General features: G+C 67.3%; 15 protein-coding genes. 7 read left to right on the forward strand and 8 right to left on the reverse strand.

Translation table 11 applies throughout. The features are described 5' to 3' along the window. The first annotated feature begins 166 nt into the window (after nt 1–166). From E0H50_RS30425 to E0H50_RS30440, 4 genes are read left to right on the forward strand one after another with little or no spacing between them, the layout of a single operon-like run. Nucleotides 167–469, forward strand: coding sequence for a metal-sensitive transcriptional regulator (locus E0H50_RS30425; protein WP_202868395.1), 303 nt, complete (start codon nt 167–169; stop codon nt 467–469). Between the two features lie 45 nt (nt 470–514). Then, on the forward strand, nt 515–736 hold the full coding sequence (locus tag E0H50_RS30430) for a heavy-metal-associated domain-containing protein (protein WP_131294036.1): 222 nt from the start codon (nt 515–517) through the stop codon (nt 734–736). After that, nucleotides 733–1740 carry a hypothetical protein gene (locus E0H50_RS30435; RefSeq protein WP_131294038.1) on the forward strand — a complete coding sequence of 336 codons (1008 nt, stop codon included), beginning with the start codon at nt 733–735 and terminating at the stop codon, nt 1738–1740. Before E0H50_RS30430 ends, E0H50_RS30435 begins: the two co-directional genes overlap by 4 nt. A 17-nt stretch (nt 1741–1757) precedes the next feature. Then, nucleotides 1758–3986: a heavy metal translocating P-type ATPase gene (locus tag E0H50_RS30440; protein ID WP_131294040.1), complete on the forward strand. Its 2229-nt coding sequence runs from the start codon at nt 1758–1760 to the stop codon at nt 3984–3986. 53 nt (nt 3987–4039) lie between these two features. Here E0H50_RS30440 and E0H50_RS30445 read toward each other — a convergent pair whose 3' ends face one another. The 5 genes from E0H50_RS30445 to E0H50_RS30465 form a co-directional block, all read right to left on the reverse strand. Beyond that, on the reverse strand, nt 4040–5581 hold the full coding sequence (locus E0H50_RS30445; protein ID WP_131294042.1) for a glycoside hydrolase family 13 protein: 1542 nt from the start codon (nt 5579–5581) through the stop codon (nt 4040–4042). A 9-nt stretch (nt 5582–5590) separates the two neighbouring features. Continuing rightward, nucleotides 5591–6460 (reverse strand): carbohydrate ABC transporter permease, encoded by an 870-nt coding sequence (locus E0H50_RS30450; protein WP_131294044.1) that lies wholly within the window; start codon nt 6458–6460, stop codon nt 5591–5593. Beyond that, complete coding sequence (locus E0H50_RS30455; RefSeq protein ID WP_238151401.1) at nt 6457–7317, reverse strand: carbohydrate ABC transporter permease; 861 nt, start codon at nt 7315–7317, stop codon at nt 6457–6459. Before E0H50_RS30455 ends, E0H50_RS30450 begins: the two co-directional genes overlap by 4 nt. 128 nt (nt 7318–7445) lie before the next feature. Continuing rightward, nucleotides 7446–8810 carry an ABC transporter substrate-binding protein gene (locus E0H50_RS30460; protein ID WP_238151403.1) on the reverse strand — a complete coding sequence of 455 codons (1365 nt, stop codon included), beginning with the start codon at nt 8808–8810 and terminating at the stop codon, nt 7446–7448. A 170-nt stretch (nt 8811–8980) separates the two neighbouring features. After that, nucleotides 8981–9973, reverse strand: coding sequence for a LacI family DNA-binding transcriptional regulator (locus E0H50_RS30465; RefSeq protein WP_131294048.1), 993 nt, complete (start codon nt 9971–9973; stop codon nt 8981–8983). Nucleotides 9974–10040: 67 nt separating this feature from the next. Here E0H50_RS30465 and E0H50_RS30470 point away from each other — a divergent pair, with 67 nt between their 5' ends. Genes E0H50_RS30470 through E0H50_RS30480 form a run of 3 tightly spaced genes read left to right on the forward strand, consistent with a single transcriptional unit; the run spans nt 10041 to nt 12607 of the window. Continuing rightward, on the forward strand, nt 10041–11288 hold the full coding sequence (locus E0H50_RS30470) for a DUF4032 domain-containing protein (RefSeq protein ID WP_420323265.1): 1248 nt from the start codon (nt 10041–10043) through the stop codon (nt 11286–11288). A gap of 51 nt (nt 11289–11339) precedes the next feature. Next, nucleotides 11340–11567, forward strand: a complete 228-nt coding sequence (locus E0H50_RS30475) for a sigma factor (protein ID WP_131294052.1) — start codon at nt 11340–11342, stop codon at nt 11565–11567. After that, a complete protein-coding gene (locus E0H50_RS30480; protein ID WP_131294054.1) occupies nt 11567–12607 on the forward strand; it encodes a hypothetical protein in 1041 nt (346 codons plus the stop codon). The genes E0H50_RS30475 and E0H50_RS30480 overlap by 1 nt, the downstream gene beginning before the upstream one ends. A 2-nt stretch (nt 12608–12609) precedes the next feature. On the opposite strand, the gene E0H50_RS30485 is transcribed toward E0H50_RS30480, so the two are convergent. The 3 genes from E0H50_RS30485 to E0H50_RS30495 are packed head-to-tail and all read right to left on the reverse strand — an operon-like array spanning nt 12610 to nt 14030. Next, entirely contained in the window at nt 12610–13011 is a 402-nt protein-coding gene (locus E0H50_RS30485) for a type II toxin-antitoxin system VapC family toxin (RefSeq protein WP_131294056.1), read from the reverse strand. Continuing rightward, nucleotides 13011–13283 (reverse strand): type II toxin-antitoxin system Phd/YefM family antitoxin, encoded by a 273-nt coding sequence (locus E0H50_RS30490; protein WP_131294058.1) that lies wholly within the window; start codon nt 13281–13283, stop codon nt 13011–13013. Before E0H50_RS30490 ends, E0H50_RS30485 begins: the two co-directional genes overlap by 1 nt. A gap of 42 nt (nt 13284–13325) precedes the next feature. Further along, nucleotides 13326–14030, reverse strand: a complete 705-nt coding sequence (locus E0H50_RS30495; protein ID WP_165547347.1) for a glycoside hydrolase family 16 protein — start codon at nt 14028–14030, stop codon at nt 13326–13328. Nucleotides 14031–14103 lie beyond the last annotated feature (73 nt).

Raw genomic sequence — 14103 nt, forward strand, 5'->3', positions numbered from 1 at the left:
CGTGACAGGTTTGTTCATCACCCGCCCTGACAGGGGTTGACCGCATCCGATAAATACCCCCTACCGGTATGCGTTCAGGACTTGCGTTCTATACCCATAGGGGGTAACTTGTTGGGCGTGGAGATACCCCGGAGGGGTAGTTGAGGGCTAGGAAGAGGGTTGCGAGATGAGCACCGAGCAGACGCATGTGCACGGATACACCGCCGAGAAGAGCAGCCACCTGAAGCGGTTGCGGCGGATTGAGGGGCAGGTTCGTGGTCTGCAGCGGATGGTCGAGGAGGACAAGTACTGCATCGACATCCTGACCCAGGTGTCGGCGGCCACCAAGGCGTTGCAGTCGTTCTCGCTGGAGCTGCTCGACGAGCACCTGTCGCACTGCGTGGTCGAGGCCGCGCAGAAGGGCGGCCCCGAGGCCGACGAGAAGGTCCGCGAGGCGTCCGACGCGATCGCCCGCCTGGTCCGCAGCTGAACCGCATCTCCGCACATCACCCCGTTTCGAGCAAGGAGCTTAGATATGAGCACGACTACGACCTACTCCGTGTCCGGTATGACCTGCGGCCACTGCACGTCGGCTGTCACCGAGGAGCTCAGCAAGCTCGTCGGTGTCAAGGACGTGAAGATCGACCTCGTCGCGGGTGGCACCTCCGCGGTGCACGTGACGAGTGAGTCCGCGCTCGATGAGGACGCCGTACGCGACGCCGTCGACGAGGCGGGTTACGAACTGGCCGCGTCATGAGCCGGGCCGTCGCGCTCCGGCTCGGCGCGTTCGCCGGTGCGGTGGTGCTGGCCTTCGGGGCGGCGTACGGCATCGGCTCCGCGGTCGACCCGATCGCGGCGGCCGAGGACACCTCCGCGGCACCGGCCCACGGAGAGGAGATGGGTGGCATGGAGCAGACTGCCGGCACCTCGGAACACGGCGGACACGAGTCGGCCGGGCAGTTGCCCGGCCTGGCCGTGTCCGACGCCGGCTACACCTTCGCGCCGGCGAAGACGTTCTTCACCAGCGGCGCGAAGACCGAGCTGCGCTTCACGATCCAAGGACCGGACGGCAAACCGGTCACGAAGTACACGAAGACCCACGAGAAGGACCTGCACCTGATCGTGGTCCGGCGGGACCTGTCCGGGTTCCGTCACGTGCACCCGACGCTGGCGGCGGACGGGACGTGGAGCATCCCGTTCACGTTCACCGCCGGCGGAACCTGGCGGCTGTACGCCGACTTCCAGCCGGCCGGCCACGACAGCACGATCACCCTCGGCACGGACGTGAACGTCACCGGGCTGTACGTCCCGGTCCCGGTCGCCGAGCCGGCGAGCGTCTACAGCTTCGACGGGTACGACGTGACGCTGCAGGGCACCCCGGTCGCCGGCAAGGAGTCCGAGCTGATGTTCACGATCAGCCGGGGTGGTAAGCCCGTCAAGGACCTGCAGCCGTACCTTGGCGCCTTCGGGCACCTGGTCTCGCTGCGCGGCGGGGACCTCGCCTACCTGCACACCCATCCGGCGCAGGAAGCGACGGCGGGGATGAAGGGCGGACCGGGGATCACGTTCGCCACCACCTTCCCGACCGCCAGTACGTACAGCCTGTTCCTGGACTTCCAGCACGCAGGCAAGGTCCACACCGCCGAGTTCACCGTCAAAGTGAGCTCGACCGGGACCGCGATCGTCCCGCCGACCGCCCTACCGACCGCAACTACCGCGCCCAAGACCCCTGGGCACGCGGAAACGCCGCACGGCCACTAGAGAGGAGGCACTTCATCATGACCAGCACCGAGCCCGGTCAGTCCGTCGAACTCATCATCGGTGGTATGACGTGCGCCTCGTGCGCCGCCCGGGTGGAGAAGAAACTGAACCGGATGGACGGTGTCACCGCGACCGTCAACTACGCCACCGAGAAGGCGAAGGTCACGTACGCGGACGGCATCTCCACCGACGATCTGGTCGCCACCGTCGAGAAGACCGGCTACACCGCCTCGCTCCCGACGCCCGCCGTCGAGACCGAGGACGATGCACCGGACGAGCTGAAACCCCTGCGGGAGCGGTTGATCGCGAGCATCGTGCTCGCGGTGCCGGTGATCGCGTTCGGGATGATCCCGGCACTGCAGTTCGAGTCCTGGCAGTGGGCGTCGCTGACGCTGGCGTTCCCGGTGGTGACGTGGGCGGCCTGGCCGTTCCACAAGGCCGCCTGGACCAACCTGCGGCACGGCGCCGCCACGATGGACACGCTGATCTCGCTGGGTGTGGTGAGCGCGTTCTTCTGGTCGCTGTACGCACTGTTCTTCGGTTCCGCGGGTGAGCCCGGCATGAAGATGCCGTTCACCCTGATCCCGTCCCGCGGCAGTGGCGCGGAGGAGATCTACCTCGAGGTCGCGGCCGGCGTCACCACGTTCATCCTGGCCGGCCGGTACTTCGAGGCGCGAGCGAAGCGCCGCTCGGGGGCCGCGTTGCGGGCCCTGCTCGAACTCGGCGCGAAGGACGTCGCCGTGCTGCGGAACGGAACGGAAACCCGCATTCCGGCCGACCAGCTCGTCGTGGGTGACGAGTTCGTCGTCCGGCCGGGCGAGAAGATCGCGACCGACGGCGTGGTCGTCACCGGCAGCAGCGCGGTCGACGCGTCGATGCTGACCGGCGAATCCGTGCCGGTCGAGGTCGGCGAAGGCGACGCAGTCGTTGGCGCGACCGTCAATGCCGGCGGCCGGTTGGTGGTGCGGGCGACCCGGGTCGGTGCGGATACGCAGCTGGCGCAGATGGCGCGGCTCGTCGAGGACGCCCAGAACGGGAAGGCCGCCGTACAACGCCTGGCCGACAAGGTGTCCGGGATCTTCGTACCGATCGTGATCGGGCTGGCGCTCGCAACGCTCGGTTTCTGGCTGGGCAACGGTTCGCCACTCGAGGTCGCGTTCACGGCCGCGGTCGCCGTACTGATCATCGCCTGCCCGTGTGCGTTGGGTCTGGCCACGCCGACCGCGTTGATGGTCGGGACCGGTCGGGGCGCGCAGCTGGGCATCCTGATCAAGGGGCCGGAGGTGCTCGAGTCCACGCGGCGCGTCGACACCGTCGTACTCGACAAGACGGGCACCGTCACCACGGGCCGGATGGAGTTGGTCGACGTACTGCTCGCTCCGGATCAGGACCGTGCCGAGGTGCTGCGGTTGGCCGGGGCGCTCGAGCACTCGAGCGAGCACCCGATCGCGCAGGCCGTCGCCCGAGCCGCAGCTGCTGAAGGGAAGCTGCCGGACGTCGAGGACTTCGGGAACGTCGAAGGACTCGGTGTGCAGGGGATCGTCGACGGGCACGCCGTACTCGTCGGGCGGACGCAGTTGCTGGAGGAGTGGAGCCAGTATCTGCCTTCAGAACTGGCACACGCGAAGGAACATGCCGAGGCCGAGGGCAGTACGGCGGTTGCGGTCGGCTGGGACGGGCAGGCACGAGCTGTGCTGGTCGTCGCGGACACCGTGAAGCCCACGTCCGTGGAGGCGATCGCTCAGCTCAAGGCGCTGGGTCTGCGGCCGGTGCTGCTGACCGGCGACAACGAAGCGGTGGCGACGAAGGTGGCCGGTGAGGTCGGCATCGACGAGGTGATCGCCGAGGTCCTGCCGGCCGGCAAGGTCGACGCGGTGAAGAAGCTGCAGGACGAGGGTCGTGTGGTCGCGATGGTCGGCGACGGCGTCAACGACGCGGCCGCGCTCGCTCAGGCCGACCTCGGACTGAGCATGGGCACCGGCACCGACGTGGCGATCGAGGCGAGCGACCTGACGCTGGTGCGGGGTGATCTGCGCGCGGCCGCGGACGCCATCCGGCTCTCCCGGAGCACGCTCCGTACGATCAAGGGCAACTTGTTCTGGGCCTTCGCGTACAACGTGGCCGCTCTCCCGCTGGCCGCCGCGGGGCTACTGAACCCGATGCTCGCCGGAGCTGCGATGGCCTTCAGCTCGGTGTTCGTGGTGTCGAACAGCCTGCGACTGCGGAGATTCCGGCCCCTGAGCTGAGGTTATGGGGGCGTTGCACAGGTTATCGCCTGTGCAACGCCCCCACTTCTTGTTCACCGCACCCAGGCGGTGGTGTCTGGGGGGAGGGCGCCGTTGTCCAGGGGGATGCTGGACAGGAGCAGCTCCTTGGGGGGGGGGAGGGGTACGGGAGTCGGGGCCAGGTTGGTGATGCAGGTCAGGGTCTCGCGGCGGAACATTAGGACGTCGGGCGGCGAGTCGAGCCAGGTGAGGGTGCCGTCGCCCAGGAGGGTGCGGCGGAGGCGGAGACCCGTGCGGTAGAGGGTGAGCATTGAGTTCTGGTCGTCGTACTGGGACTCGACGGTCAGGTTCTTCCAGTCGCGGGGTTGCGGGAGCCACGGCGTACCGGCGCCGAAGCCGAACGGCGGCTCCTTGCCCGACCACGGTAGGGGTACGCGGCAACCATCTCGTCCGCGGTCGGTGCCCTTCGAGCGGGTGAAGATCGGGTCCTGGAGCAGGTCGTCGGGCAGATCCTCCACCTCGGGCAGGCCGAGTTCCTCGCCTTGGTAGACGTAAAGGCCGCCGGGAAGGGCCATGGCGAGCAGGGCCGCGGCGCGGGCGCGGCGTTCGCCCAGGACCAGGTCGGTCTGCATGCCGTGCTTGCGGTCCTGGTGCGAGAAGGACGTGTCCGGCCGGCCGTACTTCGTGACCGGGCGGGTCACGTCGTGGTTCGACAGCACCCAGGTCGGCGGTGCGCCGATCGGGACGTGGGTGGCGAGTGTGAGATCGATCGACGCCTTCAGTTCCGCGGCCTCCCACGGGCGGGACAGGAAGTCGAAGTTGAACGCGGTCTGCATCTCGTCCGGCCTCAGGTACAGCGCGAACCGCTCCTGGTCCGGCATCCACATCTCACCGACGAAGAACCGGCCGTCGTACGAGTCGGAGATCCGCCGCCAGCCGCGGTACACCTCGTGCACCTCGTCGTGGTCGGTGTACGACTCCTCGGCACTGTCCAGGTCCTTGAACAGTACGGCGGCGCTGTCGATCCGGATGCCGTCGACGCCGCGATCCAGCCAGAACCGGAGGATGTCGTGGAACTCCTCGACGACCTCCGGATTACGCCAGTTGAAGTCGGGCTGCTCGGGGGCGAACAGGTGCAGGTACCACTCGCCGTCCTCGACCTGCGACCAGGCGGGACCGTTGAAGATCGACTGCCACTCGTTGGGCGGTCCGTCACCGCGGCCCGGGCGGAACAGGAACCGCTCCCGCTCGGGTGATCCCGGGCCGGCCCGCAGCGCCTGGACGAACCAGTCCTGTTGGTCGGACCCATGATTCGGCACGATGTCGATGATCGTGCGGATGTTCAGGGCGTGCGCCTCCGCGATGTACGCCTCCGCATCCGCGAGGGTGCCGAACGCCGGGTCGATCGCGCGGTAGTCGGCGACGTCGTACCCGCCGTCGGCCATCGGCGACGGGTACCACGGGTTCAGCCAGATCGCGTCGATCCCGAGCTCCGCCAGGTACGGCAGCTTCGCGCGCAACCCGGCCAGGTCACCGATGCCGTCGTCGTTGCCGTCCGCGAAGCTCCGCAGATACACCTGGTAGATCGCGGCTCCGCGCCACCATTCGTCAGCCATCGAATCTCCTTACCCTTTCAGGCTTCCGGCCGTGAGGCCCGCCATGATGCTGCGCTGGAACACGAAGAACACGAGAATGGTCGGCAGGCTGGCGATCACCAGCGAGGCGATCAGGACGTTCTGCGGCATCTGCGCGGACAGCGACGCGATACCGACGCTGATCGACATCTTGTCCGTCTCCGGCAGCACCAGCAGCGGCCAGACGAAGTCCTTCCAGACCGTGACCACGGACAGGATCGACACCACACCGATGATCGGCCGCGACACCGGCAGCACGATCGACCAGAGGATCCGGCCTGGCGAGGCCCCGTCGATCTCCGCGGCCTCGAGCAGCTCGCGCGGGATCGAGTCGAAGAACCGCTTCAGCAGGAACACGAAGAACCCGTTCGCTGCCGCCGGCAACCAGATCGCCCACGGCGTGTTCAGCAGGTCCAGGTGCAGGATCGGCAGATCCTTCGCCACCAGGTACGTCGGCAGCAGCAGGACCATCGGCGGGATCATCAACGTCGCCAGCATCGCCCCGAGGACGAGCTTCCCGAGAACGGGCCGCAGCTTCGACAGCGCGTACGCCGCCGACACGTCGACCGCCAGCGTGAACAGCCACGCGCCACCGGCGTACAGAGCGGTGTTCTTGAGGAAAACGCCCAGCTGGAGCTGGTCCCAGGCCTCCTTGTAGACGCTGAAGTCGGCCGACTTCGGGAAGAAGCTCGGCGGGATCTGCGCCAGCTCGTCGGGAGACTTCAGCGCGCCGCTCACCATCCAGTAGAACGGGAACACGAACGCGCCGGTGAAGCCGACGACCGTCAGCGTCAGGATCGTCCAGTAGATGATCCGGCCGTGCCGCGTGCGGAGCGCGAGGGGTGACACCAGGGTTCTCATCGCTCGGCCTCCTCGCGGGACACGCGCAGGTAGATCGTGGAGAAGACCAGCAGGACGATCATCAGCATCAGACCGAGTGCGGAGCCGCCGCCGAAGTCACCGAAGTTGAACGCGTACTGGTACATCAGGTACGCGACGGTGACGGTCGCGTTCTCCGGGCCGCCGCCGGTCAGCAGGTACGGCTCGATGAAGACCTGCATCGTGGCGACGACCTGCAGGAGCAGCATCACCAGCAGGATCAGCTTGGTCTGCGGGATCGTCACGTGCCGGACCCGCTTGAACAGGCCGGCTCCGTCGAGCTCCGCCGATTCGTACAGTTCGCCGGGGATGCTCTGCAGGGCGGCGAGGTAGATCAGGGTGCCGGTGCCGAGATTCATCCAGGTCGACACGATCACCAGGCTGACAAGCGCCGTACTCGTGGAGTCCAGCCAGCTCAACGGTGGGAGATGGACCGCGTCGAGCGCCTGGTTGAAGAGGCCTGCTCCGGGGTCGTAGAACCACTTGAACAGCAGTACGGCGACTGCGGGCGGGAGCATCACGGGCAGGTAGACGACGAAGCGCAGGTACGCCTTCGCGTGCTTGAGCTCGTTGAGCACCACGGCCAGCACGAACGGTACGGCGTACCCGATCACGAGGGCGAGGCCGCTGAACGCGGCGGTGTTCAACCACGCGGCGCGGAACGCCGGGTCCGCGATCACTGTGCGGAAGTTGTCGAAGCCGACCCACTCCCCCGGGTCCACGAAGTTGTTCTGCTGGAAGCTCAGCACGATCTCCCGGACCATCGGGTACCAGGAGAAGAACGCGAAACAGATCAGGGCGGCACACAGAAATCCGTACGCCGTGAGATTCCGCCGCACCGCCCTCCGCAACGCGCCCGTGGTGCTGGGGAGCGGGAGCTCGTCGCCCCCAGGTGGTCGTCGGGAGCCCATCGCACCACCCGCCGTCCCCGCGGAACGGGGACGGCGGGTGCTGGTTGTGCTGACCATCAGGTGTTCTTCGCGAGGATCTTGTTGGCCTTCGACTCGGCATCCGAGAGGAGCTTGTCGATGTCGGCGTCCTTGCGGGTCAGGACCGCGGACATCGCCACGTCGAGGACGGCGTACAGCTCCTGCGCCTTCGGGGGTTCGAGTTTGTTGGTGATGTCGCCCTGCGCGGCGACGTACGGCGTGAAGTTGTCGATCGGGACCGTCGCGTACTGCTTGCGCAGCGCGTTGATCTCGTTGCCGGGGGCGCTGTTCCCGTACAGGTCCGGGATCGGCAGACCGACCGGCCGGCCCTGCTCCTTCGACCGCGCGTAGTTGAACTGTCCCTGGCCGGGCGTCAGCTCGTGGAACTCGAGCCACAGCAGACCGGCCTTGATCTTCTCCGGCGACGCCTTCGGGTTGAACATGTACCCGTCACCGCCACTCAGCGACGAGTTCCCGGTCGACTCCGGTACGGCGGTGACGCCGTAGTCCTCGAACTTGCCCTTGAAGTCGTTGTTCACCGACTGCACGACGTCCGGCGCACCGATCATCATGCCGAGCTTGCCGCCGCCCATCATGCGCATCAGATCCTCCCACTGCAGCAACTGCTTGCTGCCCATGGAGTTGTCGTCCCAGCGCATCTGCTTCAGGTTCTCCAGGACCGCCTTGCCCTCGTCGCTCTTGAAGGCGGCGGTCTTCCCGTCGTCGCTGACCATCGACCCGCCGCGTGCGTACAGCTCCGCGGCGAAGTGCCAGCCGCCGGTGTTGCCGGCCGAGTACTCACCGAAGCCGACGTACCCCGGGCCGAGCGCGGCGATCTTCTTCGCGGCCGCCCGGACCTCTTCCCAGGTCTTCGGCGGGTTGGCCGGGTCGAGACCGGCCTGGCTGAACAGCTTGCGGTTGTAGACCAGGCCCATGTTGTAGTTGTTCCGCGGCAGGCCGTACGTCTTGTCCGAATTGTCATTGGCCTTGAAGACGCTCATCACGTCCTTGCGCAGGTCGTTCAGCGGCTTCACGCTGCCGACGTACTGGCTGATGTCCGCGGCCTGCTTCTTCTCGATGATCTTCCGGACGTCGGTGTAGTAGACGTAGAAGACGTCCTCCTGTGTCCCGCCGGCCAGCTTCGCCTGGAAGGTGTCCGGGTTGATGCAGGGGAACGCGTCCTTGCCCTCGACCGTGATGTTCGGGTGCGCCTTCTGGAACGCCGCGACATCGGCCTCCCAGGCCTCGCGTTCCTTCGGGTTGCTCTTCGGCGGCTGGCAGCCGACGGTGATCGTGACCGGACCGTCCGCTGCCGGTTTCTCGTCGTCCGATCCGCAGGACGCGGTCACCAGCCCGAGCCCCATCACCAGCAGCAGGCTGAGCCCGCGGCGCGTTGTGGTCATCTCCACCCTCTCCCTTGACTCGTGCCGACACCGTAGGGAACTGGACGCGCGAACGCAATACTTCGATCTCAGCTTGCAAAAACGTGACTTCACGTGGGAGATTGCCAGCCGCAGGGCAAACGACAGCAGCCGCCGACCCCGGCGGGTCAGCGGCTGCCTGGTGGTCGGGTCTAGATGCGGGCTCTCGCGGTGGAGGCGCGGACGACGAGCTCGGGCTCGAAGAGGAGTTCGTCGGCGGGGACGGCGGCGCGTTCGATCAGGGCGACCAGCATGTCGACGGCGGCGCGGCCCATTGCGTCGATCGGCTGCCGGACGGTGGTCAGCGGCGGGTCGGTGCAGTTCATCATCGCGGAGTCGTCGTACCCGATCACCGAGACCTCGTCGGGGACGCTGAGGCCGGCCCGGCGGACGGCGCGGATGGCGCCGAGGGCCAGGATGTCGCTGGCGCAGACGATGCCGGTGACACCGGAGTTCACCAGTTTGGTCGCGGCCGCGTGCCCGCCCTCGAGCGAGAACATCGTGTGCTCCACCAGGCCCGGATCCGCCTCCTCCGCAGCCAGGAACGCCTCCAGTTTCCGCCGTGACGGGATGTGGTCGCGCGGGCCGAGGACCATCCCGATCCGCCGGTGGCCAAGGGCGCGCAGGTGGCCGATGGCCATCTCCGCGGCCACGTAGTCGTCCGACGAGACCTGCGGGAAGCCGAGGTGATCGACGGCCGCGTTGACCAGGACGGTCGGCAGCTTGCGCTCCTGGATCAGCTCGTAGTGCTGATGCGGCGCGTCCGCCTGCGCGTAGAACCCGCCGGCGAACACGACCCCCGACACCTGCTGCTGCAGGAGCAGATCCACGTAGTCGGCCTCGGACACACCGCCGACCGTCCGGGTGCAGAGCAACGACGTGAAACCTTGCTGCGCGAGGGCACCGCCGACAACCTCGGCGAACGCCGGGAAGATCGGGTTCTGCAACTCGGGCAGGACCAGTCCGACCAGCCGGGCCCGGTCGCCCCGGAGCTGCGTGGGCCGCTCGTATCCGAGCACGTCGAGCGCGGTCAGGACGGCTTCCCGGGTCGCCTCGGACACACCGGGCTTCCCGTTCAGGACCCGGCTCACGGTGGCTTCGCTGACGCCGACCTTCTTCGCCACCTCTGCAAGTCGTCGTGTCATGACGCAAACTCTACGCCTATTCACGCAAGAATTTGCAAGCACTTGCGTACCTCGCTGAACGCTCAGGATTCCTGACACACTGGGAGCCGTGCCTCGATTCGTCGCCACCCGCCCGGACACCGGTCTGCTGTCGCTCCCGTGGGACGTCCCGCTGGAGGACTGGCCCGAGGACCAGCTGGTCGCGCTGCCGCGCGGTATCTCGCGGCACGTGGTTCGCTTCGTCCGGGTCAACGGCAGTGTGTATGCGATCAAGGAGGTCCTCGAGCACCTGGCGATGCACGAGTACCGCCTGCTCCGCGACCTCGAACGGCTGGAGGCGCCGTCCGTCGAGCCCGTCGGCGTGATCACCGACCGGGTCGACCGCCACGGTGAGCCGATCGACTCGATCCTGATCACCCGGCACCTGCAGTTCTCGCTGCCGTACCGCGCGCTGTTCTCCAGCACGCTGCGCCCCGACACCGTGAACCGGCTGATCGACGCCCTGGTCGCGCTGATCGTGCGGCTGCACCTGCTCGGCTTCTTCTGGGGCGACTGCTCGCTGTCCAACACCCTGTTCCGTCGCGACGCCGGCGCGTTCGCGGCGTACCTGGTGGACGCCGAGACCGGTGAGCTGCACCAGGACATCTCCGACGGGCAGCGGGCGCACGACCTCTACACCGCGGAGATCAACCTGTTCGGTGAGCTCCTCGACCTGCAGGAGGGCGGTCTGCTCGACGAGTCGATCGACCCGCAGGAGACGGTCGAGTCGATCCAGAAGCGGTACGAGGCGCTGTGGGCCGAGCTGACCGCGCCGGAGGAGTTCGCCACCGACGAGATGCACCGGCTGGACTCGCGGATCCGGCGCCTCAACGAACTCGGCTTCGACGTCGCCGAGATCGACATCATCACCGACTGGGACGGCAGCCAGGTCCGCATCCAGCCGAAGGTCGTGGACGCCGGTCACCACTCGCGGCGGCTGCTCCGGCTCACCGGCCTGGATGTCGAGGAGAACCAGGCACGGCGGCTGCTGAACGACCTGGACTCGTTCGCGGCGGCCACCGACCAGCAGAACGAGGACGAGGAGATCGTCGCCCACCAGTGGCTGACCGAGGTCTTCGAGCCGGTCGTCCGGTCCGTCCCGCGCGACCTGCGCAGGAAGCTCGAACCCGCCGAGGTGTTCCACGAGGTGCTCGAGCACCGCTGGTTCCTGTCCGAACAGGCCGGCCACGAGGTCGACACGATGGAGGCGGCCCGCTCGTACGTGAACGACGTACTCTCCGCGAAGCCGGACGAGAAACTGGCATTGCCGACACCGACACTTCCCGAACCTGACTGATCCCTGCAACGTTCCGGGGCTCACCGGCGTGATGTGGGTGGGAGGTGCCGGATGGAGACGCCGGAGTTCGACGAGTGGGTGGGGCAGCGGGGGGCCGCGCTGTTGCGGTTCGCCTACCTGCTCACCCGCGACCACGCACGCGCCGAGGAGGCCGTGCAGGACGCGCTGATCGCCGCGTACTCACGGTGGACCCGGATCTGCCGTGGCCAGGATCCGGAGGCGTACATCCGGCGCTCGATCGTGAACGCCGACATCGGAACAGCGGAGGCCAAGCGCTGATGGACGCATCCGAGAAGCTGATCGCGGACACTCTGTCGAGGCACGCGGCCGACGCACCAGCCGACGACCACCTCCTGGCCGTGGTCCACGCCCGCCTACGCCGCCGCCGTACCGGTCGCTCGATCGGAGCCACCGTGCTGGCCTTCGCGGCCGTCGCGACCGCGATCACCGCGAGCCACTCGCTCACCACCGAACTCCGGACCGACCCACAGGTCGCCCGCCCGGGCGCACCTGCTCCCGGTTGGCATTGGGAGTCGTACAAGACCGCCCAGGTACAGGTCCCGGACTCGTGGACGCAGTACATCTCCGGACCAGCGCCTTGTACCACGTTCGCGAACTCGGCCGTCCCGTCGGTCGGACGGTTCAACGGCTGGCTCGGGAAGTACGGCTACACGTGCGAGGACGCCGTACTCCCGCTGGGACGGCGAGCGCCGTACCTGTGGTTCAACGACGTGCAAGCGCCCGGGACCAAGCGGTACGACGCCGGCTGGACCGAGGAGACCCGTTTGGTCGGCGGCACGAAGATCAGCGTGCTGACGAACGACGATGCGCTCCGCCGTCGCATCCTGGACTCGGCCCGCCCGATCACCGGCACGGACTACTACGGCTGCCCGCCGACGGACCTCGGACCGCATGGCACAGGTCTGGATGCGAAGGAGCAGATCACCTCTGCCGACGTCTGCGAGTACTGGCATGGCTCGCTGGTCGCTGGATCCCAGCTCGGCGCCGGGACCGCGTCAGCTTTCGCGCAGCGAGTGAACGGCTCGCCGGAGGGTTCACGATCACCCCGCGCCAAGGGGTGCGGCAACATCGACCAGCGCACGTACGTCGTCACCCTGCACGGCCGCGCGAAGTCCGATTCGGTCTGGATCATCGCCGACTACTGCATCACGGACCGCACCGTCTCCACCGACGACGGCATCACCCAGCGCCGCGCCGACCGCGGCACCCTGGACCTGATCCAGCAAGGCGTCCACAGACCCATCCAGCCCAGCGACATCTTCGACCCGGTCCGCCCCATTACCCCACCAAACCGCTGAACTCAGGACATCCCCGGGCTGGCGACGGGAAGGCCGATCGCCTTCGCCGTCGCCAGCAGACGCCGGTCATAGCTGACGAATGCGGTCAGATCGTCGCCCAGAACCGCGTCCGCCGTCGCGAGGTGAATCGCATCGAGCGAGCGAATCCACGGATCCTGGTAAGCAGCTGCGGTGGCGCGAACCGTCTCATCGACGTCGTACATGGACACTTGCGCCAGGACAGAAGGGGCGGTGGTGAGCAAGTCCGGCTCAGATCGTCGGAGAGCTCGTGGCAGCTCCACTTCCACCACCGCCGAGGACACGAAGATCCGATCGACCTGCTGGTTGAGCCAGTCGACGAGCTCCTGCGACTCAGCCTCCCGCCGAACGAGCTTCACCAACGCCGCTGCGTCCAGGTAGATCATCAGTAGCGCTCCTCGTCCCGCATCTGCCTGAGCAGCTCACCGGCCTCATGATCGGTACGCACCTCACCCTTGGGTCTCGAGAACGGTCGTGTCAGCCGGGCAGGTCGGAAGCTCCCGCTTGCGAGTAGCCGGGCAACCGGCGAAGGCTCTGCCGGCACCAGCCGAGCGATGACCAGACCTCGCTCGGTGATGTCGATTTCCTCGCCCTGCTTGACCCGGGCCAGCACTCGCGCAGTTTCCTGGTTCAACATCCGGATCGGAACTTCAGCCATGGCTCCAGAATAGTACATATTTGTCTGACGCCGCCCACAAGGCTATTTCGACTGATAGACCCGGACGTAGTCGACGTCGAACGAGTTGGGGAACGGGGTCGTGGCGTCGGGTGGGCCGCCGCGGTCCGCGTTGGCCCAGGTGCCGCTGTTGAGGACGACGTACATCGGCTTGTCGGGGACCTGGGCGCCGGTGATGCTCGAGGTGGATTTGCCGTCGACCGTGAAGGTGATGCGGCCGGGTGACCACAGCACGCCGTACGTGTGCCAACCGGTCGTGGGATCGAGCCCGGTCGCCCAATGGCTGTCCCAGCGAACATCCGGCCAGGTGCCGGACGCCAGCCCGCTGTGCATGCTCTCGATGCTCCCGAACCACTCGGCGACATCGATCTCAGGCGGCCAGCTCCGGTCCTGCGGAATCAGCCAGAACGCCGGCCACAACCCCTTGCCGGCGGGGAACTTCGCGCAGATCTCCCAGTACCCGTAGGTCTGGAAGAACTTGTCGTGCGAGGAGATGAACCCCTCGGTGTACTGGTACGTCCCGACGGGATCCGTACCCACCACCGGCTTGTTGTCGGTCACCAGCCGCAACTTCCCACCGGACAGTACGACGTTCTCGTCGACGGCGTAGCTCCCGTACGACGTGTTGTGGTAGTGCCCACCCGCGCGTCCGGGGAAGTCCATCACCGTGCTCCACGACCGCTGGTCCAACGCACGACCGCCGAACTCGTCGTGCCAGCTCAACTGCATGCCGGCAGGTCGCTGCGGCGCGGATGCACAGGTGGGAGCCGTCGCTTGGGCGGGGGCACTGGTAAGGGTTGCC

It is taken from the genome of Kribbella sindirgiensis (genome assembly GCF_004331435.1).
GTDB lineage: Bacteria > Actinomycetota > Actinomycetes > Propionibacteriales > Kribbellaceae > Kribbella > Kribbella sindirgiensis.